The organism is Pseudomonas sp. Van50, assembly GCF_055390755.1.
Window position 1 is genome coordinate 6,941,180 of record NZ_AP024343.1, and the last position, 24,510, is coordinate 6,965,689.

Annotated in this window: 16 protein-coding genes; 13 read left to right on the plus strand and 3 right to left on the minus strand. The window is 60.2% G+C overall.

From position 1 onward, the window contains the following. Positions 1-186: 186 nt before the first annotated feature. The 7 genes from ACZ5M5_RS30190 to ACZ5M5_RS30220 all read left to right on the plus strand — a co-directional run bounded on the left by ACZ5M5_RS30190 (position 187) and on the right by ACZ5M5_RS30220 (position 10,358). Positions 187-546, plus strand: coding sequence for a DUF6124 family protein (locus ACZ5M5_RS30190; RefSeq protein ID WP_207283944.1), 360 nt, complete (start codon positions 187-189; stop codon positions 544-546). Positions 547-862: 316 nt separating this feature from the next. Continuing rightward, positions 863-1,426: a hypothetical protein gene (locus ACZ5M5_RS30195; protein ID WP_464738370.1), complete on the plus strand. Its 564-nt coding sequence runs from the start codon at positions 863-865 to the stop codon at positions 1,424-1,426. A gap of 74 nt (positions 1,427-1,500) precedes the next feature. Continuing rightward, positions 1,501-2,529: a hypothetical protein gene (locus ACZ5M5_RS30200; protein WP_464738371.1), complete on the plus strand. Its 1,029-nt coding sequence runs from the start codon at positions 1,501-1,503 to the stop codon at positions 2,527-2,529. A 63-nt stretch (positions 2,530-2,592) separates the two neighbouring features. After that, positions 2,593-3,180, plus strand: coding sequence for a hypothetical protein (locus tag ACZ5M5_RS30205; RefSeq protein ID WP_207268105.1), 588 nt, complete (start codon positions 2,593-2,595; stop codon positions 3,178-3,180). A gap of 187 nt (positions 3,181-3,367) precedes the next feature. Beyond that, a complete protein-coding gene (locus ACZ5M5_RS30210) occupies positions 3,368-4,399 on the plus strand; it encodes a histone deacetylase family protein (RefSeq protein WP_158455008.1) in 1,032 nt (343 codons plus the stop codon). Between the two features lie 11 nt (positions 4,400-4,410). Beyond that, positions 4,411-5,511, plus strand: coding sequence for a polyamine ABC transporter substrate-binding protein (locus tag ACZ5M5_RS30215; protein ID WP_060739982.1), 1,101 nt, complete (start codon positions 4,411-4,413; stop codon positions 5,509-5,511). A 233-nt stretch (positions 5,512-5,744) separates the two neighbouring features. After that, entirely contained in the window at positions 5,745-10,358 is a 4,614-nt protein-coding gene (locus ACZ5M5_RS30220) for a dermonecrotic toxin domain-containing protein (protein ID WP_464738372.1), read from the plus strand. Between the two features lie 219 nt (positions 10,359-10,577). Here ACZ5M5_RS30220 and pdxR read toward each other — a convergent pair whose 3' ends face one another. After that, on the minus strand, positions 10,578-12,122 hold the full coding sequence (gene pdxR, locus ACZ5M5_RS30225; protein ID WP_464738373.1) for a MocR-like pyridoxine biosynthesis transcription factor PdxR: 1,545 nt from the start codon (positions 12,120-12,122) through the stop codon (positions 10,578-10,580). Positions 12,123-12,222: 100 nt separating this feature from the next. On the opposite strand from pdxR, the gene ACZ5M5_RS30230 reads away from it, so the two are divergent. Genes ACZ5M5_RS30230 through ACZ5M5_RS30240 form a run of 3 tightly spaced genes read left to right on the plus strand, consistent with a single transcriptional unit; the run spans position 12,223 to position 13,992 of the window. Continuing rightward, positions 12,223-12,861 (plus strand): FMN-binding negative transcriptional regulator, encoded by a 639-nt coding sequence (locus ACZ5M5_RS30230; RefSeq protein ID WP_464738374.1) that lies wholly within the window; start codon positions 12,223-12,225, stop codon positions 12,859-12,861. Positions 12,862-12,863: 2 nt separating this feature from the next. Then, positions 12,864-13,310 (plus strand): GNAT family N-acetyltransferase, encoded by a 447-nt coding sequence (locus ACZ5M5_RS30235; protein ID WP_092473894.1) that lies wholly within the window; start codon positions 12,864-12,866, stop codon positions 13,308-13,310. Positions 13,311-13,320: 10 nt separating this feature from the next. Then, positions 13,321-13,992, plus strand: a complete 672-nt coding sequence (locus tag ACZ5M5_RS30240) for a GNAT family N-acetyltransferase (RefSeq protein WP_060739977.1) — start codon at positions 13,321-13,323, stop codon at positions 13,990-13,992. A 1,502-nt stretch (positions 13,993-15,494) separates the two neighbouring features. On the opposite strand, the gene ACZ5M5_RS30245 is transcribed toward ACZ5M5_RS30240, so the two are convergent. Further along, positions 15,495-19,004: a dermonecrotic toxin domain-containing protein gene (locus ACZ5M5_RS30245; protein ID WP_464738375.1), complete on the minus strand. Its 3,510-nt coding sequence runs from the start codon at positions 19,002-19,004 to the stop codon at positions 15,495-15,497. A 284-nt stretch (positions 19,005-19,288) separates the two neighbouring features. Next, positions 19,289-20,188 (minus strand): homocysteine S-methyltransferase family protein, encoded by a 900-nt coding sequence (locus ACZ5M5_RS30250; protein ID WP_464738376.1) that lies wholly within the window; start codon positions 20,186-20,188, stop codon positions 19,289-19,291. A 113-nt stretch (positions 20,189-20,301) separates the two neighbouring features. Between ACZ5M5_RS30250 and ACZ5M5_RS30255 the strand changes: the two genes are divergently transcribed. The 3 genes from ACZ5M5_RS30255 to ACZ5M5_RS30265 all read left to right on the plus strand — a co-directional run bounded on the left by ACZ5M5_RS30255 (position 20,302) and on the right by ACZ5M5_RS30265 (position 24,495). Further along, positions 20,302-21,123: an ABC transporter substrate-binding protein gene (locus tag ACZ5M5_RS30255; RefSeq protein ID WP_464738377.1), complete on the plus strand. Its 822-nt coding sequence runs from the start codon at positions 20,302-20,304 to the stop codon at positions 21,121-21,123. Next, positions 21,120-21,953 carry an amino acid ABC transporter permease gene (locus ACZ5M5_RS30260; RefSeq protein WP_060739974.1) on the plus strand — a complete coding sequence of 278 codons (834 nt, stop codon included), beginning with the start codon at positions 21,120-21,122 and terminating at the stop codon, positions 21,951-21,953. The genes ACZ5M5_RS30255 and ACZ5M5_RS30260 overlap by 4 nt, the downstream gene beginning before the upstream one ends. Positions 21,954-22,374: 421 nt before the next feature. Continuing rightward, positions 22,375-24,495, plus strand: coding sequence for an autotransporter outer membrane beta-barrel domain-containing protein (locus ACZ5M5_RS30265; protein WP_464738378.1), 2,121 nt, complete (start codon positions 22,375-22,377; stop codon positions 24,493-24,495). The last annotated feature ends 15 nt before the right edge of the window (positions 24,496-24,510 follow it).

Sequence of the window (24,510 nt, forward strand, 5' to 3'; positions counted from 1 at the left end):
GTTGTGTCAGTAAGATGTACAAGTTCTCCATCGAAGCAGGTTCCTAACCTGTCCTTGATGGTGGCTGTGCGCAGGGCGCTTCGGCGCGCCGGCAATGCTGATCTCCCCGGTCTACTAACCTGCGTACAGCCGCCACCCTTCTTTTAGTAGGGAAGAGGTTGCGGCTTAACCATGGAGTATCAGCACATGTTCAAGCCTACACCGAATCCCCCAGGGACAGACCGCACCTCCCCGCACACCAGATCCGAGGCTAAAAGGCACGACGAAGCCGCCAAACGTGCCTTGGATCACTACCTGCTACCGAAACCGGAAAAGTCCGAAGATACATCCAAACCAGGCCAGCTCTTCACCGTGGCAAAAAACGCCGACAACGAATGCCTGCTCGCCAACCTCAGCGAGAACCTGGCATCCGCCGACGCGATGATCAGCAACCTGGCCTTCGACCTGGAAGGCCCCCGCCGCCACATCGCCCTCGGCATCCAGCAACTGATCGAAATGAGTTCATTGCTGGCAAACCGAGTGCTGGATAACGTCGACCCGCGCTAACCGCTACACCACCAACCCGTGGCGAGGGAGCAATCTCTGGCCACGGATCACCTGCACCTTCAGACCGAGGAGGGGGCGGATTTAGATGTGTATGGGCTGCAGCCATCGCGAGCAAGCTCGCTCCCACAGGGGATTGGTGGTGGGTGCCCGCTCTGTGATCGCCTCGGGATAAGGCACGTCCTAGAACCATCGAAATTCACATCACAACAAAATAACCATATTTTATTTTATGAACCACAATTGACTAAATGGTTTTTCAGGTAGACGATGGTTCCATCTCTTCTACGTCGGAGGAGCTTTCCCAGAGTCATTCCCTATGAACGATGTTGAAAAGGCCGAAACGGTCTCCTACACGCTGCGTAATTTGAGCAGCAGCCTGGACAGGACCATTGCCGCTGTCGCCAATACCCTTGGCAAATCGAAAAACGCCTTGATCCTGGAGACCTTGGAGCGGGAGTTCTACGCCTACATCTCCACCTACGCCCGGTCGAATCTGCTGGTTTCGGCGATGGATGCCGAGCTGGCGAAAAAGTTCGGCATCGAGATTCTTTCGGAATGGTATGAAAGCGACCACACCATTCGATACGACCGCTACCTCAGCGGCGAACTCAAACTGGACAGCATCGATAAGGTGGATGCTATGTTCAAGACGAACCTTCCATTGCTTGAACTGCGTGCCAAGCAACTTATAGACAAAGGTTACTTCCGGCTGCCACGGGGCATCTCTTTGACGTTTGCCGTGTTCATTGAGATCGCCAAGCAAGATGAGGCTCTCGTTCACAAGATCTACAGAGGGGCGTTCGGCAACACTGAGGATTTCTACGTGTCCTTGAACGCAATACGTGCAGCCCTTTCGCTTCCCGCGATCAAACCTGAATAGCCAATGCCCAAGGGGCTCCCCCCGCTAACCCCGCGCATTCGTTCAGCTAACAAATGAACAAGGAAATATGACGCATGCTCCTCGATCACCTGAGTGAAATTACTGACAACCAGCACTACCTTGTAAAAACCAGCATTCATTACGACGAGTACCTACACGCTCTGAATAAAATCCTCAATTCGCTTCAGGCTAAGATAGGCGAGAAAGCAGTCAAGCGTCTCATCCGAGAAAAATTGCAAGTTCGCGCCGGGGCTTTTAACGAGAGTCAATATATACAGGCTGCTTGCGAGCTAACAGCCATGAGTGAATTTATCGACTACCCCAATGCGGCATTCGTCTACGAAGATAAAGTCACATCGCCTAAAGATGTTGACTTCAGCATAACTGTAAAAGGGGGGAAATATAATCTCGAAGTAAAATGCGCTTCTTATAAGGATGAAGTACGCCCCCCTGACGAAGTGACGCTTACCTTTTCAAACAGAATGCCCCACAACGCACTTCGCGAGCAGGCGCTTAAGGACGCGCGTGAGCGCTTAACGCCACAAGGCATCACAGTGAAAGAAGGGAAAAATCTAGATAACGTAATGAAGGATTTTCTGGAATCCACCCAAGCAAAAGTCAAGCAATGCAGAGTCGAAGACACCAACATATTAATTGTGTGCTGTCACAAAGAGATCGACATGCAACTGTGGCGTGGCTACCTGTTTGGTGAGGGTGGTTTTTTTACCGAAGACAGTCCAATTGGGCATGAACGCTTCGATCTCGTGGATTTTGTCTTGCTCACCAACATCTACAACCGGCATTTCAATTACTTCAATGACCTCAGGGTATCCAATCACTGGCGCCTTTCGTCCTCTTTCAATCTGTTGTACCCCAATAGATTTTCAAAGAAAAGCAAGTCCATAACCGTAGAAAATGGACGAAAAAAACTAAATGAGCTAAATGAAATATTTCCCAACCACAATGTAAAATTTGAAGAATTCCTAAAAAACCGAGACGATGTTCCTTCCGGAGAAAAGGAAGCAATGAAGCATATTCTCGGCGTTGCTTGGTACGCCGACAAATTCAAGAACAACGGTATTTTCTATTTTCAACAGAGCTGAATCACGAAATCTTGCGTGACCAAACGCATTATTCATTACAAACAAAACTACTTGAGCACCTAAATGGCCTCGACCCCTGACGTTTTCATTATTGAAACACTTAATCCTGACGATGAGGGCAATGGCCGCTTTGAAGGGGGTGTTATTTCTTCAGTCTTAAGGCTACACGAAAAAAACCCCATCTACCGTTATGTCAGGACACGACACCAGTTCATCGAAGCCGTTACAGAGTTCGGGAAGTCGGGATATCGGTACCTGCACATCTCTGCTCATGGGAACGAAGATGGATTGTTCACGACCAATCAGAATGAGATCGGCTATACGGATCTTGCAAAAATCCTAGAACCTCACCTGAAAAAACGTCGCCTGTTCCTATCCGCTTGCTCCATGATCCATGACAAATTTTTATCTGCACTTTTCTCTACTACAAAGTGCATCTCAGTCGTGGGCCCTCGTGAGGACATCTATTTTTCGGACGCAGCTGTCACTTGGCCTGCCATTTACCACCTTATGTTTTCAGAAAATACTGATCGCATGACTCGATCTCATCTCAAAGCACAGCTCGCCCACGTCCGCGCTCTTTTTAAAATCGATCTAGCTTATTACTCCAAATCAACCAAGGAAAAACGCGGCTATGCCCATAATCTCTAAGCTGATTGGCCCCCGGCTCTGACCGCTCCCCTGCCCCAACCCCGCGCACACCCGCGCCAACAAGGGGCGATTTACGGTCAAACTTTTTGGCCATTTCGATCCCCTTTTGGCCTCTCCTGCCGTTCTCTGAAACGCCGCGCGCCGCAAGACTGTGTTCAACCGAATCAGCCTTGCGGAGAACAAAAAAATGCTGACGATCTACTCAGACGATCACCACCTGCACCACGGGCGCTGCGAGTTGATGGATGGGCAATTGATGCCCTGCTTCGAGATGCCGTCCCGGGCCGATCATGTGCTGGAGCGGGTCAAGGCGCAGGGGCTGGGGCCGGTGGAGGCGCCGCAGGATTTTGGCCTGGGGCCGATCCAGCGCATCCACAGTGCGGCGTACCTGGAGTTTTTCAAAGGCGCCTGGGACCGCTGGGCCAAGTACAACCGCGACGGTGATTTGTTGCCCTTCACCTGGCCGGCGCGAACGCTGCGCTCGGTCATTCCCACGAGCCTGCACGGCCAGTTGGGTTATTACAGTTTCGACGGCGGTGCGCCGATTACCGCCGGCACTTGGCAGGCGGCCTACAGCGCCGCGCAAGTGGCCCTTACCGCTCAGGCGGACATCCAGCGCGGGGCGCGCAGTGCCTTTGCGTTGTGCCGCCCACCGGGGCACCACGCCGCCGGTGATTTGATGGGTGGTTATTGCTACCTCAACAACGCCGCCATCGCCGCCCAGGCCTTTCTCGACCAGGGCCATCAGAAGGTCGCGATCCTGGATGTGGATTACCACCACGGCAACGGCACCCAATCGATTTTCTATGAGCGCAGCGACGTGTTGTTCGCCTCGATCCACGGTCACCCAGAGGCGGAGTTTCCATTCTTCCTGGGGTATGCCGACGAGCAGGGCGAGGGCGACGGCGAGGGCTTCAATTTCAACTACCCTTTGCCAGCCGGTTCAGGCTGGGACACCTGGAGCGCGGCGCTGGAGCAGGCCTGCGGGCAAATCCGGGGGTACGACGCCGATGTCATCGTCGTGTCCCTGGGTGTCGACACGTTCAAGGACGACCCCATCTCGCAATTCAAGCTCGACAGCCCGGATTACCTGGCGATGGGCAAGCGCATCGCGGCGCTTGGCAAGCCGACGCTGTTCGTGATGGAAGGCGGCTACGCGGTGGCAGAAATCGGCATCAATGCCGTGAACGTTCTTGAAGGTTTCCAAAGCGCCCCATGAGGAATCACAGCATGAACAGACTCAAGCGTTTTATGGCCCCAGCCGTGTGCGCCGCGCTGCTTTGCGGCGCTGTCCAGGCCGAGGAGCGCACCTTGCGCGTCTACAACTGGTTCGACTACATCACGCCCAAAGCCCTGGAGGATTTCAAGGCGCAGAACAGCCAGGTCAAGCTGGTCTACGACATCTTCGACACCAACGAGGCCCTGGAGGCCAAGTTGCTGACGGGTAACTCCGGCTATGACGTGGTGGTGCCGTCCAACGTGTTCCTGGCCAAGCAGATCGAAGCCGGGGTGTTCCAGCCCCTGGACCGCAGCAAGCTGCCGAACTGGAACCACCTCGATCCCAAGCTGATGAAGCTGATCGAAGCCAACGACCCGGGCAACAAGTTCGCCGTGCCCTACATGTACGGCACCATTCTGATCGGCTTCAACCCGGACAAGATCAAGGCCGCCCTGGGCGACAACGCGCCGGTGGACAGTTGGGACCTGATCTTCAAGGAAGAGAACATCAGCAAGCTCAAGCAGTGCGGCGTGGCGCTGCTGGATTCGCCGTCGGAGATCCTGCCCCTGGCCTTGCAGCACCTGGGCCTGGACCCCAACAGCAAGAAGCCGGCGGACTACGCCAAGGCCGAAGCGCTGATGATGAAGATTCGCCCGCACATCACCTATTTCCACTCGTCCAAGTACATGGCCGACATCGCCAACGGCGACATTTGCGTGGCGGTGGGTTACTCCGGCAGCTTTTCCCAGGCGGCCAACCGCGCCAAGGAGGCCAAGAACGGCGTGACGGTGGACATGCGCCTGCCCAAGGAAGGCGCGCCGATCTGGTTCGACATGCTCGCCATTCCCAAAGGCGCCGCCAACCCAGGCGACGCCTACACCTTCATCAACTATTTGCTGCAACCGCAGGTGATCGCGCCGGTCAGTGATTTTGTCGGCTATCCGAACCCGAACAAGGACGCGACCGAGATGGTCGACCCGGCGATCCGCAACAACCCCAACCTGTACCCGACCGAAGCGGCCATGACCACGCTCTACACCTTGCAACCCTTGCCACGGGATGCCGAACGGGCGCGGACGCGGGCCTGGACGCGGATCAAGTCCGGTCAGTGAGTTCATCAAGCTAAACAGAAAACCTGTGGGAGCGAGCTTGCTCGCGAAGACGCCGGTACATTCAACATCACCGGCGCCTGATACATCGCTTTCGCGAGCAAGCTCGCTCCCACAGGCGCTATCCCCGTCCCATACATAGTTACCACCTTCCCTGTTTTTCGCCTCACTAGTATGGCTATCCCGAAGCGCTCGGCTTCGCCATTCCATTCGTCGCGAGAGACAGGAAGACTCAGATGACACCCACGCCCCCTATCACGGCCCCCAGGGCCAATGCCAATCCCAAAGATGCAATCCTCAATCAGTTGCTCGCAGGGCCCACGTATCCGGAGGTCGCGTCCATTCTCTTGCGCGATGCCCTCAAGAAGCTCTACCCCACGCTGAACCTCGATCCACACAACACCGTGGTGGGCGAGCCGGACTGGGAGATTGTCGACGATGAAATCGTGCGACGGCCCACCCGCTACGAAACCCTCAGTGAAATGCTGGCCGGGCTGGTGAACGAGGAAGGTAATTCGATGCTGTTGATCGAAGGCCTGCATTTCCTCACCCGACTGCCGCTCACCTCTCCCGATGTGCATTTACCGGTGCGCATCGACCAGATCGGGCACCTGCTCAACGAGCTGGTGCCGGCCATGCTGACGGCTTGCCAGGAGCAACAGTTGGCCTATTGGAATGCCTCCCTCGGCGAGTCCGGGCCCCGCTGGCATCAGCTTTCCAGTGCGCTGCGTCAAGCCTGGAACGTCGGGCGCGTCCGCGGCTGGACGACGACCGAATGCGACATGGCCAGGCAATTGTTCCACCACCCCGACCGCAAGGACCGCAAGGAGAACGACCCCTACGATAGCCATGGTTATCTGATCGACATCGATAGCGTCGATGGTTCCGAGGTGAAGCGCCTGGGCGACAATTCCATCGTCGTGCTGATCGGTACCATCGACAAAAAGGAGGTCATCCTCAAATACTCGATCGCCAACGGCTACCAGAAATTCGATTCACAGCAGGCCCTTGGTCAATCCCTCACGACCCATTTCGGTACGGCCACCTACCGCAAGATCCAGTGGCGACTGTATGAGCCCGAGGGCAATCTCTTCGATCACAAGGCCTGCGGGATGATTGCCGAGCAGGTCAAGATCATCGGTTCTTCCCCGCAGACATGGGCGACCTACGATCCCCCCGCCAGCGGTGAAGAAAGCGACGAAGATGCGCTCGTGGCCTGGTTCCAGAGGCAGATGCCCCACTGGTTGCTGGACGCCTCGCCGTCCGATCAGATCCTGTTTGCCCAGCACATGAAAAACCTCTCGATCTTGAACCAGGAGCATGCCGGCAAGACCTACCTGGACGGGATCGTGCCAATCAAGACGTTCACCTTGAACCTGCTGAAGCAGCAGATGGTCTCGGACCATGCCGACGCCTCGACATTCGATCTGGAGAACATCGAGATCGAGGTGCGCAGCCCCGTGGTCTGGGGAAGCTTCGTGCTGCCCGGCAAGATCGAGACCACCCGGTTCAGCCTCGTCGAACTGGCCTTGCAGAACCTGATCGCCCTGCCCCTTGGCGACAAGACCGTCAAGTTTCGGGACGACACGGAACTGCCCGGATGGATGACCGTCGAGTACATCGAAAACCTCATCACCCAGGCCGATATCGGTCGTGTCTATCCCGAGCTGATCCAGCGCACGCTGCTCGACGATCCAACCGAATCGAGCCGCCGCGAACAGCTGTACACCTCTCAGCTACGCATCCAGCTGCCGATGCTGGCGTTGGAACGCAAGATCCGCAGGGAGGACCACCTGGACGATACGGGTTACCGCTACGTCGCCGCGCTGATGGAACCTGCCGAGGCGGATCGCAAGGTGGACGGAAAAACCATTGTCCTGCGCCAACTGGCCTTCGTGCCGGAACTGCAACTGGGCGATGCACAAGACGTGGTGGGCAATATGTTCATCATCGGCCCCGAGGATTCCAGCGCCGGGCCCTGCCTGTTGTATCGGCCCCTGCTGGAACCACAGTTGAGCCAGTACCCCTCCTTCAGCAACCTGCTGTACGCCATCAGGCAAACCCCGTCGTTACGCCAGTCGGTACTGGCCTGGTTGCCCGATGGGGTACGGGACGATTACGGCCGGTTTGTCTTCCCGGACCTGTTGCCCTCCCCCTGGAGCATCGTGGCATTCGTGGTCGATCCGTTGAGTTCCTTGGCCAACAGCGGTCCTGTCAGTTTGACCGACAAGACCCTGGGGGCGAATTTCTTGCCGCAGCTGTTCAAGGCCAATGCCAACGCCTTGGTCGAACTGGCCGATCGTCAATCGGTGTCCAATCGGGAAAACCGCTGGGAGACCTTCAAACGGGCAGGCTGGCTGCTGTTCAACCTGGCCCTGCCGTACCTGGGCACCGCCGTAGGCACGGCCGGCTGGCTCTGGCAGATCCTGGACGACATCGACAAGCTCACGCAGGGCAAGGAAGGCGCCGACAAACCGGCCAAGTGGGAGGCGTTCACCGACCTGCTGCTGAACGTTGCGCTGGCGATCATCACCCATGCCATCGATCGCGCCAGGTCAGCCAGGAGCCCCCACCGGCTCCAGGCCTCGCAAGAAGTAAGGGAACTGGAAAGCCTGCCCAAGCCCCCCCATGAGCTGGTGATCGAGCGACTCCCACCGCTTCCAGGCGCTTCGCTGCCGACCGAACACTACGAAGCCATTCGCTCCAGCGGTGCCTTGATGGGCAAATCGAAAGAAAGCGCCCGGTTTCTCGACACCTTCAGCATCGCCGAACCCGAAGACCCCGGACAGTTCCGAACCTGGGGGGCCCTCAAGGGGCTCTACGAAAAGGACGGCGTCTGGCACGCAAAAATGGCCGGCAAGTGGTTCAAGGTGCAGGTCGAAGGCGAGCTGGTTTCTATCGTCGACGCAACGGATCCCGCGCGTGAAGGCCCTCCGCTGATGAGTGACACCCACGGCAAATGGCACATCGACACGCGCCTGCGCGTACGTGGCAGCGGGTCCAAGGGCATCCGGCAAAAAGTCATCGCCGATGCGCAGCGGCGCCGAATCGATCTGCTTGCCTCGCTCAATCAATTCGAAGCGAAGAAACCGCAGAACCAGAAACTGTTGACCATGCAAGCGGTGGAAATGGACGTGGCCTCGGGCGCTGCCAAGGAGGTGAAACGCGACGCCTATGTCGCGGCACTGAAGACGCAGCGGGAAAACTACGAGCAGGCACTGGCGCTGCTGTTGGAATGGCCGCTCTTCCAGTCCAGGCCCGACTACCCCCGCACTCGGCTCGGCTACCTGAATGCGCAGATCAACTTCACCTTTGCCGAGATGGAAGCCCTGGAGGATCGGTTCGCCCCGGCCATGGACAAAGCCAAGGGCATGATCACCTCCGGGATCAAGGTGCTGGAGCAAGCGCACATCGACGCGGCCGAAAGCATGATCAGCGTCGGCGACGACATGACCGAACGCCTGGACTACATGGAGACGCGCTTCACCGAACTGAAGAGCCTTGGCTACGAAGGTTTCGAATTCATCCGACGGCACCGCAAGAAGATGCCGCTCTACACCGGCGCCGACCTGCGCCTGATCAAGCTCGATATGTTCCGTCACTTGTGCCTGACACTCGACAGCGTCGAGTCGATGCCCGAAGGCTGGGAAGCGATCAACCAGATCGTGGACAACGCCACGGTCGCCTACCAGAGCCTGCGCGACGCGATCGATGAACGCAGCGTGATCCGGCTCGATGAGCGCATCGACGCCTTCGGCAGCCTGGCCGAACAGTTCGCCGCCATCGACGAACATCTCAACTACCTGGGCAACGAGTACAAGGGCAGCGTGCGTGCGCCCCAGCTCGCCCGCCTGCGCAAGGGGATTGGCACGCTTGAACAATCGACGATGCGGCACTTGGCGGCGGCCCTCGAAGAACGCAGGGACCAGCGCAGCGCCGGCTCCCCGTACGTGCAACGCCCTCGGCCGAGGAAAAAATTCATCCGGGCGCGCTTCTGGGGCCTGGTCAGCGGCGAGCCGCGCCTGTCTCGGTTGATGGAGGAAACCGATTGGGTCGATGTGAAGAACCCGTTTTCCGGGGAGATCATCATTACGTTCCACCGCAAAGAAACCGGCGAGTGGATCCCTCATGTCAAACCCGACGCGACGCCGCCCGCCGTCCCGCCCCTGGACGTCAGCGTCACCAAGGGCCAGGACCTGATCAACGGCCTGACGGCGTTCAAGGCGCAGATGCAAGCCACCGTCAAACAGCCCAGCCATACACCTGCCGGGATCGGGATGATCCTCAATGCCCATGCCGGCAGGATGGAGAAAATCAGCGCGGCCATCCAAAAGGCCCTCGACCAGGCGCAAGGTGTGGCTTCGAATGAAACCTTCGAGCTGCCAGAAGCACAGCGGCGCTCGGCCGAGACCCTGCGCGCGCAGCTTCAGCGGGAAGCGAGCGCGTTGTATGTCCTGGGGTTCGACACCGTGTTGAATGTCATCAAGCAACGCCCGCCGACCATGAGCAGCATCCTGTGGCTTAAAAGCCGGAACCAGATTTCCATTACCAAACAAAAGAGCCGGCAGCGCATCAAGACTCCGCCCTACGGCTACCTTGACCGGTATGAGATCAGGGACGTGAAAAGCGGTGAGACCCTCTGGTTTGCCGATTTCCGCTATTCGACGAACTGGGTGCCCGCCTATGCGTTCCTTTCGGCACGCTTGAAAACCATTGAGCAAGCCAGCCGAGAAGCCACTGCCGCCGATGCCACACAAGTCCTCAGCCAGCGCCAGCTGGTCGACCGTTATCGCAGCGAAATTGCCGTGGACCAGGCCAAGGAGGTGTTCTTTCAAAAAGCCCGGTCATGAACCCAATGCGGTTCATTTAAGAAAAATGATGGACCTGTGGCGAGGGAGCTTGCTCCCGCTCGGCTGCGAAGCAGTCGTAAACCGGCGGGTGCGGTGTGTCTGATGCTGCGCATTTGGCAGGTTTTGGGGCCGCTTCGCGGCCCAGCGGGAGCAAGCTCCCTCGCCACGGGTTTGTCGATTGCCTTAAGTGAACCGTATTACGGTCATGCACACGGGGCGTCAGAGCCTCCAGGCTTGGGCCAGGCTCGCCAACGCGGTCGCGATCGCCGTGGGCGGGACCGCGGCGAATCCCAGCACCAACCCGCCGTGGATAGGCGTGGTGGTGCTGGGCAACCAGTAGCTGCTCAAACCATTGACTTCGACCCCTGCCGCCGTCGCCTGGGCGATCAGTTCGCGTTCCCGGGCGAGGCTGTCCACCGGCACCGTGACATGCAGCCCGGCCACGACGGTCGGCAAGCTGCCAACCCCTGGAATGTCTTTGGGCCAACCCGCCAGCAGCGCGTCTCGTCGGACCAGCGCGGCCCGCCGCATGCGCCGGATGTGCCGTTGGAAATGCCCGGCGGCCATGAACTCGGCCATTACCGCCTGGGTACTGACTTCAGAATGGCGTACGTCCACGGCGCGACGCCGGGCGAAGGCGTTGACCAGGCCCGGCGGCAGCACCAGGTAGCCCAGGCGCAAGGCCGGGAACGCCACTTTGCCGAACGTACCGACGTAGAGCACCCTCCCCTGGCGATCCAATGCCGCCAAGGGCGCCAGGGGCGCGCCGCTGTAGCGGTACTCGCCATCGTAGTCGTCCTCGACGATCCAGCCGTTGTTGCGCTCGGCCCAGGCCAGCAGTTCCAGGCGCCGGGGCAGGCTCATGACCACCCCGGTCGGGTATTGATGGGACGGGGTGACGTAGGCCAGCCGGCAGTGGCTCAACTCACCGAGCGCCGTGCAATCCAGGCCATCACCATCGACCGGCACGCCTCTGACGTCGGCACCGGCGACGGCGAACGCATGCCCGGCCGCTCGATACCCGGGATTTTCCACCGCCACGACGTCGCCCGGGTCCACCAGCAGCTGTGCACAAAGGCTGATGCCCTGCTGTGCGCCACTGGTGATCACAATTTGTTCAGCCGTGCAGTGCAGCCCCCGGGAGCTGCGCAGGTAAGCGGCGATCAGCCCGCGCAAGCGCGCATCCCCTTGAGGGTCGCCATAACACAACTGCTGCAGATCCGGTTTGCGCCAGAAAGCCGCGTTCAGCTTGGCCCACACGTCGAAAGGGAACAGATCGAACGCCGGCACACCGACCCTGAATGCTCGCGGCGGGCCACCAGGCGGCTGGGGTAAATGGTGGTTTTCGACACGATTCAACCCATCGCTGTGGATAACTTTACTGGATGGAACCACAGGCAAATCGAGCCAATCTGTGGATAAGGCTGTGGGTAAGCCTGTTGAAAACCCTGTGGATACTTTTGTGGATATGTTTTTCAGCGGCAGGGTCGTCGAGGACAGTTTCGCCACGTAAGTACCGTCCCCTACCCGCCCTTCGATGAAACCTTCGGCGTAGAGCTGGTCGTAGGCCCGCACCACGCTGTTGCGCGAGATCGACAAGGCCGCCGCCAGGTCACGGCTGGCCGGCAGGCGCGTGCCGCTGGCCAGGCGTCCGTCCAGCACCCGGGTGCGCAACGCCTGGTAAAGCTGGCGGCTGAGCCCCTGGCGGCGGTCCAGCTCAATGCCAGCGGGGTTGAACGACAGTGGCGGGACGACGTTGTGCATGGCAGCCCTCACGAATGGACCTATCGAATTGGCCGGAAGTGGCTCTTACAACAGACCAATAGCCTGCCTAGGATGCTCGCATTCGCCAAGGAAAATCATCATGTACAACCCCAAAGCCTTTGCCGTCGAAGACTTGCCCCCATTGCACCAGATGATGGGCGATTGCCGCCTGGCCGTGCTCGTCACCCACGGTGAACACGGTGTGCAGGCCAGCCATCTGCCGCTGTTGCTGGACACGCAACAGGGGCCGAACGGCACCCTTTACGGGCACATGGCCCGGGCCAATCCACAATGGCGCGACTTGGAAGCCGGCACCGAGGCCCTGGTGATATTCGCCGGTGCCGAGGCCTACGTCAGCCCGGGTTTCTACCCGAGCAAGGCCGAACACGGCAAAGTCGTGCCGACCTGGAACTACGTGGCCGTACACGCCTACGGCAGCGCGGAGGTGTTCAGCGACGCGCAGCGCCTGCGCAACCTGGTCGGCGCCCTCACCGACCGCCACGAAACCGCTCGCGAGCCGTGGAAAATCGACGATGCACCGGCCGAGTACATCGACAGCATGCTCAAGGCCATCGTCGGCTTCGCCCTGCCCATCCAGCGCCTGGAAGGCAAGCGCAAGCTCAGCCAGAACCGCAGCCCCGCGGATGTCGCCGGGGTACGCAACGGCCTTGCCGCCAGCCCCGACCCGCAGGACCAGACGCTCGCGCGGCTGATGCCTGATCCATCGTCCAAGGAGTGAATATGAGCCAGATTGAAATCCGCCGCGTCAGCGCCAACGATCACGCCGCGTGGCTGCCGCTGTGGCAGGCCTACCTGCGTTTCTACAACACCGAGCTGCCGGAGGCGGTCAGCCAAAGTACCTGGCAGCGCTTGCTCGACGACCGCGAGCCCACCCACGGCGCCCTCGCCTGGAACGGCGACACGGCAGTCGGCCTGGTACATTTCATCTACCATCGCTCGAACTGGAGCATCGAAAACTCCTGCTACCTGCAAGACCTGCTGGTGACAGAACAGAGCCGTGGCACCGGTGTGGGTCGCCAGCTCATCGAATTCGTCTACACCACCGCCAAGGCCGATGGCTGCTGCAAGGTGCACTGGTTGACCCACGAAACCAACGCCACGGCGATCCAGCTGTACGAGCGCATCGCCGAGCGCCCAGGCTTCATTCAATTTCGCAAAGCCCTTTAAGGAGCCCCCCATGTCGTCTTCACTCGCTGATTGGAAAGGTGTCCCGGCGCCGTCTGCGCAGTTGCTCGAAGGGCGTTTCATCCGCCTGGAAAAACTCGATCCGGCGCGGCATGCCGACGGCCTGTGGCAAGCCCTCGAAGGGCCCGGGGCCGACCCAAAACTCTGGGATTACTTGCCCTATGGCCCGTTCAAGGATCGCGGCGCGTTCGATGCCTGGCTGAACAACCACGCCGCCAACACCGACCCGTATTTCTTCAGCGTGATCGACCGCGCCAGCGGCGAGGTGCAGGGCATTCTCAGCCTGATGTCCATCGTCCCGGCCCAGGGCCGTATCGAGATCGGCCACGTGACCTTCGGCGCGCCGATGCAGCGCTCGCCGAAAAGCACCGAGGCGGTCTATCTGTTGGCGAAGGAGTCTTTCGCCCTGGGTTACCGCCGGCTGGAATGGAAGTGCAACAACGGCAACGCTCGCTCCAAATACGCCGCCGAACGGCTGGGGTTCACGTTCGAAGGCGTGTTCCGCCAGCACATGGTGGTCAAGGGCCAGAACCGCGACACCGCCTGGTACTCGATGCTGGATTCGGAGTGGCCGGCCATTGGCGCCGGGTTCGAGCAGTGGTTGAGCGAGGCCAATCAGCGCGACGGCGGACAGGTGCGCAGCCTGGCGCAATGCCGCGCATAGGCTAAGTGACGGATGATCGCCAGCGCGAACCGCTTCGCGCTGGCGATCGATCAGGACGCGCTACTTCGGCTTGGACGGCTTCCTGCGCTCCAGGAACCCTGCGAGAGTTTCGTCGCTTACCCCGGGGCGGGCGTAGGGCCATGCCCATTGTGGTATCTCGCCATTGATATTCACATAGCGAGCCAGGTTCAACCGGCTGTGATCGGCACGATGGTTAGTGAATTGAAAGTTGTGGAGAAAGTGCTGGGCCTGTCTTTGGGTCACGACGTACGCGTCCATGATCAGCTGGTGCGCCAGGGCTTCTTCCTCGACCAGGCTGTCGATCAAGGCTCGGGTAAACGCCGCCTCGGAACTTAGCGAACCCGCCCGCCCGAGGGCGAAGCGGATGTTGTCGTCGGTGAACTGCGGCCCCATCAGGTCTTCCCAGATGCCCCTGGCGCTCTGGAGCGTGATACCGGGCATATTCTGTAGAGAGCCCCATATATCCGGCGTATCGAGCACGATGGCGATCCGGCTATTGGGAACGGGCCCACCGGCAACGCTGAACAGCCTGGCGATCGCCGCCATGTCACTGTCCTCGACATACCGGGTACCGCCAAGAAAGGTGAAGAAGTTCGACAATGCCGAGCGCTGATTGAACAGGCGACGCAGGTTCCGGTCATTGAACCGCCGCATCCAATCGATATCAATGCGGCCCCGGTTCGCCACTTCCTGATACCGGCTGCCGGCATACTCGGCAATCACCTGCAGGCGCGCATCGGACAACGCCGGGGTGCGTATCCATTGCGAAACGACATTCAAGGGCAGCAGCCCGCCCAGGTTGGAAGCAATCACCGGAGACTGCAGCAGGATATTGGCCCGCCGCAGCAAGATCGGGTAACGCCCAAGGACAACGGTCAACAGATCGACCAGGTCTTCAGCCCGGTCGTAATAGATAAACTGATCCAACAGGTCCGAAGCGTCGTCCATGACATCGCCGGTCTCGCGCTCGTATCGCGTCTTCACTTTTGCCAGATCGTCGCTTTCCACCAGAAGCGCGCCATTGAGCTGCTCCTCCATTTGCTCGTAGCTGAGGTGACCATGCAAGGCCTGGTCGTACTCAACATAGCCCAGGTGGTTCTTGGGGTGGTGATCGGTCAGCTCCCGGGCCCGGACGCCGTACTCGAGCATGATATGGAGCACGTCCTGGGACAGCATCAAATACTCATTGTTGAGCAGTTCGGTGACCTCCTGGTGCAGGACCGGTCCCAACAACGTGTCCTCGAAGAAGGTTCGCAGTGCTTGATCTTTCAACGAGTAAAAAGGCGTGCTGCTCAATGGCAGGCGAACGGGCGTGCGCGGCGACAGATAGCTGCCGATCAGGCGCAGCATCTCCGGTGGCAGGTTGGCGCCTTCGGCCTGATTCAAGTAGCGGCGCCCCATGTCCAGGGCATACTGATTCAGGCGGTTCAAGACCGGTTGAAACAGACCCTGGGGATTGGGCGACCCAAAGACGATTTGCGTCAGGTCCAATACCGCCGACTCGCCCAACAAATTTTCCAGCGCCGGGGCGTTGTAAGCCAGTGCCTGTTGCATCGCAGTGGGCTGCGCCACCAGGTAGTTCCCCATCTCCGGATGCTGGTCGATATAGTCGGCAATGTCATTGCGCAGTCGCTGCATCGTGAATCTTCGTTGCACCGGCCCTCGTTCAGGCCCCGGGCGACCGCGTTGAAGAAGCAATTGCCGTCGGCCGGGAACAAGACTTCCTGATCCTGGTCCAGCATCAACGTGTAGTGGTTTTCACCCGTGCGCAGCAGCACCACGTCGGTGCTCGATCTAAGCGGATGGGTGCGCATCGGATAGCCGACTTCATCCTGTCCCGGCGTAAAGCGTACGGACCAGTCCTGGTGCCCGCGCCTTTGATCGATGATCAACAGACTGCGGTTCTGCGGCCAATTCGGAAGGCGGGTGATGACGGACGGCACCAGATCCATGATCTCTACGTCCCATTGGTTGGGCGTACGGATCAGGTCGGAAACGGCGCGAAGCAACGAGGTGGCAGGTCGCTTGGGTGCCGACGGGCCCGCTTCAGGGGAACCGGGCTGCGACCGTTTGCCCCCGCCCATGCCAAACCCTACGGCACGCCACTCACCATCGGGCGCGCGCGCCACGGTGCTGCGCATCACGCCACTGGAGCGAATGTTCACCCCCGTGACAGGGTCGACGATGTTGGCCTCGGTAGCCCTGATCGGCGTGTTGTCGTGGACCCGGAACACCGTCCCATCAGGTTGGCGTACGAACACAGGCCGGGTCACGCTGCCGGTGGCGCCATCGGTAATCACCGGTCGATAGAAGCCCTGGGCATCGGCTGGCAGGCTCTGGATCAGCGTGGTATCCGCCACGGCATAGCGGCGATAAAGCGCCTCCTCCAGGGGCAATCCGATCGATGCTTCAGCCTGGCTCTGCTGCGCCGTTATTGCCCGGAATGAGGCCTGCCCTCGCAAGTTGACGCTCACGCCGCCGAAGCCTGTCGTGGTGCGGGTGTTTGCCACCCGATGGACGAAAACCAGCGTTGCCAGGTCCGTCGGAACCCCGCCGGTCTTGACCACCAGCAGGCCCGTGCGGATGGCACGCGTGAGCAGCTGGAACCCGGGAATCAGCAGCAGGCCGGCCAGGTCCATGACGATCTCCACCACCATCATCACGATCCGCGCCGCGGTTTGCAGGCCGATATCGCGGTTGCTGTTGGAGCGGTGGTCCGCGTAGGCACTGTGGAAATTGACGTGGGCCCGGTGAAGCTCTTCAAGTACATCGCCGTTGAGCAGATAGCCACGGATCAGTGGCCGACCGCGGTTCTGGCCCAGCGCACGCTTGATCTCCTCCTGGTCGAGGGTCGAAATGCGCGAGCGGAAATACGCTCGCCACTCTTGCTCTTGCAGCAACCCTGTGACGCCATCGCTCAGGTCGGCGAATTCGTGAAGGTCATTGCCATGAGGACTGTCCGGGAAGTAAACGCCCACGGTCCCCTTGATGTCCGGCCCGCTCTGGTCTGAAAGGATCAGCGCGCCGTCAATGGTGACCGCGTTGCCCATGGTGCCACGTTGCAAACCGACGGTTCCGCCCAGCAGCAGGCCATGGACGTGCACCCTGCGCCCACCTACCAGCGCACGTTTCGCAGCGCTGGGCGCTTGCAAGACCGCTTCCAGCCATTGCGCGACCAGTTTTTGCGATTTGGGTGGGTCGCAAACTTCATCGATCACAGTGGCCTTGAACACTTCGTCGCCCTTGAGCACCGCCTCGTAGCCTTTGAACTCCAGACTGGCGCGGTAGGCGGTCTGCCAAGCAGCCTTGTATCGAGGCTGGTTCATTTGCTCGCGAAGCAGAATTTCGTAGTTGCCACCGGCATCGATACTCGACGCCATCTTCGCCAGCTCACCGCCCGTCAAGGTGATCAGAAAACCGCTCGCCGGGTGACGCACCCGTTGTCCATACTTATCGACCAGCTGGACCGCCAGCACTTCGCGCATGGCGTTGGGGTACTGCGGCGGGCGCAGGTTATCGAGCATCAACTGGGTCAGGCTGCTGACCCGCGACTGTCTCGGGTTGGCTGCATCACCGAAGGACAACCGGATCATGGTTCGATCAGGATCCAGGTCCAGCCGCGGATGGATGGTTCGCTGCAGGTATTGCCTGATCTTCTGGCGAGTGAATTGCACCAGCGTCGGAATATCGCTGCCCAGTGCATAGACCGCCTGGAATACCTGCCCTTCCAGACGGCGATAGCGGGCCTGCTCGGCAAACGTCGCCATTTTGTAGAAGCCGGGGCGACGGTTCTCCGCCAGGGTTTCCTGACGAGTCGCCAGTGGCCCGGCCAAGGACAACATGGGCAAACCCAAGGCGTCTTCGGCTCGTTGAGCGAACACGCGCACGGCGAGGGTTTCGTTGCCTGGCGCATTCAGGGCCCTGTCCAGCGCAGCGCTTTGGCTCTGCAACAGGTCCGCCGACGCCACTTCAAAGACATGCCCGGACAGCTCCACGGAGATATCCAGGATCGTGCGTTCCTGGCCCTGGACGCTGGGCCGCACGTGAGCGACCAGATCCTGGAATGAACGAAATCGCTGCAGCCCGTGCTCCAGGGAGTACAGGAACAGCGACTGCCTGTCGGTGAACTTGATCACCATCGCCGCGGGCCATTTCTGCGGTGAGGCCATGCCCTGGTCGAGCAGGACGGCATAGACATGGGGAATGGGCGCCCGTAGCAGCCGGTTCCTGTCAGCCTGGGAAGGATGGGTGGTGATGAGGTCCAGCAGGCGATCGTCATCGGCCTGCTGGATTCGCGCGGCTTGGGTGAGTGGAGCGGCAGGATCCCGATCGGCTTTATACAAGTTGAACAAGTGCAGGAATCGTTGGGAAAGCAATTGGGCGAGGACCGCTTCAGCCGTGGACGGTGCGGTCGCCTCGCTGGTGTCGCCCCGGTTCTTGCCCAGGCGAAAGCGCGCCAGCTCGTCACGGAACTGACGTATTACCCGTTCGTTCGCGGTGGGCCGGGGAAAATGGAACACCGACTCCAAGGCCCGTAGCGTCTGCGCGTCCGGTTGCCGGGCGAATACGCTGTCGGCCTCCTCCAGCGAGTCCGGACGGGTGAAGAAGCCGACGCCACCGTTCGTGAAGTCAGGCGCGGTGTCGCTGAGCAAACCGTTGTGCAGGACATCGGTGAAACGCTCCGAGGACGTCAGGGTGCGGCCACCGGCCTGGTCCTTGGTGAAGCGGTTCACGTAGCAGTTATCCGGATCGATATCCGCGAGCAGCGATGGGCGGAATCTGTCGGCGGGAATCTTCGCCTTGAGCAGGCTGACCAGCAGGTTCCCAAGCACCCCGTCGAACGTGGGAAGGCCTGCAAACAACCGGGTGAGTTGAATCTGGTTGGTGTCCAGCAACTCCAGTTGCCTGAGTTGCACCTTTGCCTGGGCGCTGAGCGGTTCGCCCTGGGGGACGACGGCGTTGGCCGGGTCGCCTTTGGAGAAAGTAGCCATCTGAATGGTCCGGTTCTGATTGAAGAGTCCGGACCCTATCGCGCCGTTCGACCCGAAACGGCATACATATGTATGGCTTGGCTACGTCATTCAACGAAAAACGTAATCGCGGATGTCGCTCAGCTAAGCCACAAACCCGTGGGAGCAAAGCTTGCTCGCGATTGCTGGGCAAGAGCCAGTACCGGTGTCGACTGACTTATCCCACTCGCGAGCAAGCTTTGCTCCCACAAGCTTTGCATCGTTTTGACGATTGATTCATTCATCTGCCGACATCGCCAGACGGCTCAACCCAGTTGCTGTGCCAATACCGCAATATGCTCCGGCCCGATCCCGCAGCAGCCGCCCAAATGGCTGGCCCCGCGCTTGCGCCAGTCCGCCGCCCATTGCAGGTAACCCGGTGGATCGAGGTCTTCGCGCAGCGGGTCCAACCCGTCGTTGGCGGTCGCTTCTTTGGGTTGCGGCGGAAAGGCGTTGGCGTAGGCGCCGATGTGGATCGCCACGCCCAGGCGCTCGAAGGTTTCACGGGCATCGTCAATCGCCGCACCGATCACTTCCGGCTGGCTGCAGTTGAACAACAGCACTTCGACGCCCAGTTCGGCCGCCACTGCCGCGGCTTCCGCCACCGGTTCGCCGGAGCGCAGGCGCGGCACTTCATCGGTGTCTTCGTCTTTCAGGGTGAACGACAGCCAGAACGGCTTGCCGTCCTTCGGCAACCCGGCGTGAATCGCCCGCGCTTCAACGGTCGAGCTTTGAGTCTCGGCCAGCCACAAATCGATGTGGGGGGCCAAGCCGTTTACCAGGGGCGCCAACAGTTCACTGGCGCGGGAAGCGTCGAACAGGTCCGGCCGATAGGAACCGAACAGCGGCGGCAGCGACCCGGCCACGCGCACCGCTTTGCCTGAGGCCTGCACCGCCCGTTGCGCCAACTCGCCAGCCAATGCGGCCAGGGCTTGGCCTTCGGCGGCGAAACGCGCTTCGCCAATATGGAACGGCACCACCGCATAGCTGTTGCTGGTGATCACGTTGGCGCCGCTGGCGATGTAGGCCGCGTGCACGGCTTCAACCGCCTGGGGCGCTTCGCTCAAGGCCAGGGCCGACCACTCGGGCTGGCGGAACGGCGCGCCCCGGCGTTGCAGTTCGCGGCCCATGCCGCCATCGAGAATGACTGTCGTTGCTGCGCCCATATGCGATTCACTCATAAGCTTATGAAAAATACTCACTACCGGAGTTGTTCTTATAACTATTTAATACGCACCATTCAGAGAACTACAACTTATTTTTCTAACAGGGCCCTCACATGAAACGACAACCATTGCTGGCCCTGGGCCTGACGCTGCTGGCCGCCTCTTCGCAAGCGTTTGCCGGTGCCACGCTGGATCGCATCGAACAGAAAAAAGAACTGGTCGGCGTATTGATGGAAAGCTATCCGCCCTTCTCGTTCCTCAACGATCAGAACCAGCTCGACGGGTTCGACGTCGACGTGGCCAAGGCCGTGGCGCAGAAACTGGGGGTGAAGCTGCGCCTGGAGACGCCGTCCTGGGACGTGATCGCGGCCGGTCACTGGAGCGGGCGCTATGACATCTGCATCTGCTCCATGACGCCGAGCAAGGCCCGCGCCGAAGTGTTCGACTTCCCGGTGCAGTACTACGCTTCGCCCGCGGTGATCGTGGTCAACGCCAAGGACGACCGTATCCACGGTGCCAAGGACTTGAGCGGCAAGAAAGTCGGCCTCACCAGCGCCTCCAGCTACGAAAGCTACCTGAACAAGAACCTGGTGATCGAAGGTGCCGAGGATACCCAACTGAGCTATCCGTTCGAGGACGTGCAGGTCGCCCCGTACGACACCGACAACGTGGCGTTCCAGGACCTGGGCCTGGGCGCCGGGGTGCGCCTGGACGCGGTGCTGACCAACCTGGTGACGGCCCAGCCGCGCCTGACCGAAGACAAGCGCTTCAAGGTGGCCGGCGAGCCGCTCTATTCCGAACCGAACTCGGTGGCCATCGAAAAAGGCGACGCCCAATGGGACAGCAAGGTGCGTGAAGTCTTCGCCCAGTTGAAACAGGACGGCACCTTGAGCAAACTCTCGCAAAAATGGATCGGCGCCGACATCACCCAATGACTTCTTTTCCACCCCCTCAGCCACCGCCATCGGTGGCTGAGTCACGCCTGCAGAAAATCTTCGGTTTCCGCACCCGGCTGTACCTGACCTGGGCGGCCATGCTGGTGCTGTTCGCGAGCTTCTTCCTGAGCTTCGACCTGAAGTTCTCCATCATCCTCGACAAACTGCCGAACCTGCTGGGTGTGCACCTGGCGCCCAATGGGTTTTTGCAGGGTGCGGTGCTGACATTGTTCCTGTGCCTGTGCTCGATCGTCGCCTCGTCATTGCTGGGCTTCATCACCGCCCTGGCGCGGCTGTCCAGCAGTGCGGTGGCGTTCGGCATCGCCAGTTTCTACGCGTCGTTCTTTCGCGGCACGCCCCTGCTGATCCAGATCCTGCTGATCTACCTGGGCCTGCCCCAACTGGGCGTGGTCCCGGGCGCCATCGCCGCCGGGATCATCGCCCTGTCGCTGAACTACGGCGCCTACCTGAGCGAAATCTTCCGCGCCGGCATCCTCGGCGTCCCCAACGGCCAACGCGAAGCCTCCCTCGCCCTGGGCCTGAGCGAAACCGTGATCTTCTGGCGCGTCACCCTGCCCCAGGCCATGCGCACCATCATCCCGCCGACCACCAACCAATTCATCTCGATGCTCAAGGACTCTTCGCTGATCTCGGTGATGGGGGTCTGGGAGGTGATGTTCCTGGCGCAGTCCTATGGTCGTTCCAGCTATCGCTACATCGAAATGCTCACCACGGCGGCGATCATTTACTGGTTGATGTCCATTGCATTGGAGCTGATCCAGGCACGGATGGAGCGGCATTATGGGAAGGCGTATCTGAATAACCGCTGAGCCGTTGCCAGCGTTGCCGGTATGACTCACTCACATGGCACGGTACAAAAACCTGTGGGAGAGAGCTTGCTCGCGATGACGTAGGCACAGCCAACATCATCGCAAGCTGCCTCACCGCCATCGCGAGCAAGCTCGCTCCCACAGGAGATACGCGTTCATTTCTAACCATGCACACCGAGCCTAGGCGAGGTGCCGAGTGGTGAGGCATTGCTCCGTCAAATGCCGGTCAAATAGAAAGGTCCGTACGGGCTGTAAGGCAAAGCTTCGAACCATGAAAGCCAACGAACCGCCACGCTGATCGCAGCACAAGCAGCCTACAGATTTCATCCGCCGAATCTTTCCCACGGCGAGAAAGTGGCTGGCATCGCCGCCCAGGGTGAAATTTTTAAAGTGCGACCTCCTTCATGAGAGGTCGCATTCGATGCCTACCCAACACCTGTTCCTGCCCCAACACCTCGCGCTGGCCATAGCCTTGGTACTTGGCTGTGCCGAGGTTTCGACAGCTCAGCCAGTTACCGGGGAAACCCGCCCCTTCGAAACAACCGCCGAGATGCAGGCTCGTCTCAAGGCGTTCGCGGATAAGCCGGATACAAATATCGATAGAGTCATCAAAGCCCGGGAAACGCCCCTGTCCAAGGACGACAGCAATGATCTGGTGGTTGTCAGCAGGCAAGGCGAACTCATCGGGCTCACCGACGGTGGCGGCGGTGCCAATGTCTTGCAACTGGAGATCGCCAAGGGCGGCGAGTTAGGCGAGATACGCAATATCCAGGATGTGTATTTGAAGCGAGGCGAATGGTCGAACGGCAAGGATTTCGACAGCCGCAGCCTGATTGATTCGAACGCCAAATTGATCAACACCGGCCGTATCGGTGGTGCGGTTCACGTTCTGGGTGAGTTCGCGAACCAGGGCTTCGTCGCCGGGCCGGTCTTCGTGGGGAAAAAGGCCAGGTTCAGCGGCAGCGGAACGGTCGACGCGCTGGACGTAGCGGGCTCGCTGGAAGTCGGCCCTGACATGGGCGCCCCTTCAGTGGTCAACGACCTCAGGTTTTCCAAGGGCGCGACGCTGGTCTATGGCATCGACGCAAAGAAAGGCAGCGCCACGATCAAGGTCGGCGGCACCGCCACCCTGGACAATGCCATCTTGAAAATCGCAGCCGTACCGGGCGAATACATCGACACGAGCAGACACATCGTGATCGACGCGGATACGGTCGAGGGGGAATTCGGGAAGATCGTCAATGACCTTGCGTACATGACGGCTACAGTGGACTACACCACAGGAAAACAGGTCGGCCTGACCTACACACGTAACAATGTCCCGCTCGAACAGGCCGCGACCACTGATAGCGGCCAGGCACTTGCAGCCAGCATCCTGGCGCCGGCCTCAGAACACGTCGTCACGGCAACAGCCCCACAACCGCCTGCCACCGAGCCGCCACCCCACCACGTCACACCCAAGCCCGCGGAACCCGCAAAAATCGCCCGCGCCACGCCCACTCCCGCCAGCCAAGCGCAAACCACCCAACCGGGCCCCAAGCCCAACGCCGCCATCAACGCCCTGCTCGGCAGCAACCGGGTCACCGCCGCCGATGCCCTCGACCAGTTGAGCGGATACGACACAGCTGACCTGGGCAACGCTACCCTGAGCAGTGTCGCGCCCATCAGCACCGGGATACTCGCGGCCATGGGCCAGAACACTTCGCAGGGCACCCATGGCAATGGGCAGGTCTGGGTCCAGGCCATCGGCAACAGTGGCCGTATCGGTAAGCATCTGGACGACTACGCGCTAAAGCATTCGACAACCGGTTTGCTGCTGGGAACCGACTGGACGATCAACCCGACTTGGCGCCTGGGGGTCATCGGCGCCAAGAGCGAGACGCGGCTGGACGGTCATCGATTCGATGGCCGGCTCGACAGTTGGCATGTCGGCGCCTATGCCTTGCGCCAGGATGGGCCGCTGGCGCTACGCCTGGGCGCGGTGTATGGCGATCACGACGGCAGCACCAAGCGCCACGTGGCTTTCAACGGTTTCAGCGATCGACTCAAAGGTCGTTACGACGCCAACACGCAGCAGGTCTTCGGGCAAGTCGGCTACAACCTGGACGTCGGGCATTTCGATATCGAGCCCTATGTCCAGTTGGGTTACCAGCGCTACCAACGCGATCGCTTCACGGAGAAAGGTGGCGACGCGGCGCTGCGGTTCGAGAGCCAGACCCAAGATCACTACACCAGCGAACTGGGCCTGCACCTCGCCCGCCCCTTCGTTCTTGACCAGGGAGCGCGGTTGACGCCGCGCCTGAATGTCGGCTGGAAACACCTCTATGGCGACGTCCGAGGCAGTTCTCGGCAGCGCCTGGTCGACGGCGGCAAGGCCTATACCGTCGAGGGCATCGAGCTGGACCGGGACAGCTTGCTCCTGGAAGCCGGCCTGGACCTGGCCGTTTCGCCACGACACACATTGGGGGTGAGCTACCAGGGCGAAACCGGCCAGGACAATCGCAACGGCGCGCTGATGGGGCAATGGCGGATGATGTTCTGACTCATTTTCGGCAGA

Coding starts and splice junctions, on each gene's coding strand:
- ACZ5M5_RS30190 (WP_207283944.1), top strand. CDS start 187: ATGTTCAAGCCTACACCGAATCCCCCAGGGACAGACCGCACCTCCCCG.
- ACZ5M5_RS30195 (WP_464738370.1), top strand. CDS start 863: ATGAACGATGTTGAAAAGGCCGAAACGGTCTCCTACACGCTGCGTAAT.
- ACZ5M5_RS30200 (WP_464738371.1), top strand. CDS start 1,501: ATGCTCCTCGATCACCTGAGTGAAATTACTGACAACCAGCACTACCTT.
- ACZ5M5_RS30205 (WP_207268105.1), top strand. CDS start 2,593: ATGGCCTCGACCCCTGACGTTTTCATTATTGAAACACTTAATCCTGAC.
- ACZ5M5_RS30210 (WP_158455008.1), top strand. CDS start 3,368: ATGCTGACGATCTACTCAGACGATCACCACCTGCACCACGGGCGCTGC.
- ACZ5M5_RS30215 (WP_060739982.1), top strand. CDS start 4,411: ATGAACAGACTCAAGCGTTTTATGGCCCCAGCCGTGTGCGCCGCGCTG.
- ACZ5M5_RS30220 (WP_464738372.1), top strand. CDS start 5,745: ATGACACCCACGCCCCCTATCACGGCCCCCAGGGCCAATGCCAATCCC.
- pdxR (WP_464738373.1), bottom strand. CDS start 12,122: ATGCACAACGTCGTCCCGCCACTGTCGTTCAACCCCGCTGGCATTGAG.
- ACZ5M5_RS30230 (WP_464738374.1), top strand. CDS start 12,223: ATGTACAACCCCAAAGCCTTTGCCGTCGAAGACTTGCCCCCATTGCAC.
- ACZ5M5_RS30235 (WP_092473894.1), top strand. CDS start 12,864: ATGAGCCAGATTGAAATCCGCCGCGTCAGCGCCAACGATCACGCCGCG.
- ACZ5M5_RS30240 (WP_060739977.1), top strand. CDS start 13,321: ATGTCGTCTTCACTCGCTGATTGGAAAGGTGTCCCGGCGCCGTCTGCG.
- ACZ5M5_RS30245 (WP_464738375.1), bottom strand. CDS start 19,004: ATGGCTACTTTCTCCAAAGGCGACCCGGCCAACGCCGTCGTCCCCCAG.
- ACZ5M5_RS30250 (WP_464738376.1), bottom strand. CDS start 20,188: ATGGGCGCAGCAACGACAGTCATTCTCGATGGCGGCATGGGCCGCGAA.
- ACZ5M5_RS30255 (WP_464738377.1), top strand. CDS start 20,302: ATGAAACGACAACCATTGCTGGCCCTGGGCCTGACGCTGCTGGCCGCC.
- ACZ5M5_RS30260 (WP_060739974.1), top strand. CDS start 21,120: ATGACTTCTTTTCCACCCCCTCAGCCACCGCCATCGGTGGCTGAGTCA.
- ACZ5M5_RS30265 (WP_464738378.1), top strand. CDS start 22,375: ATGCCTACCCAACACCTGTTCCTGCCCCAACACCTCGCGCTGGCCATA.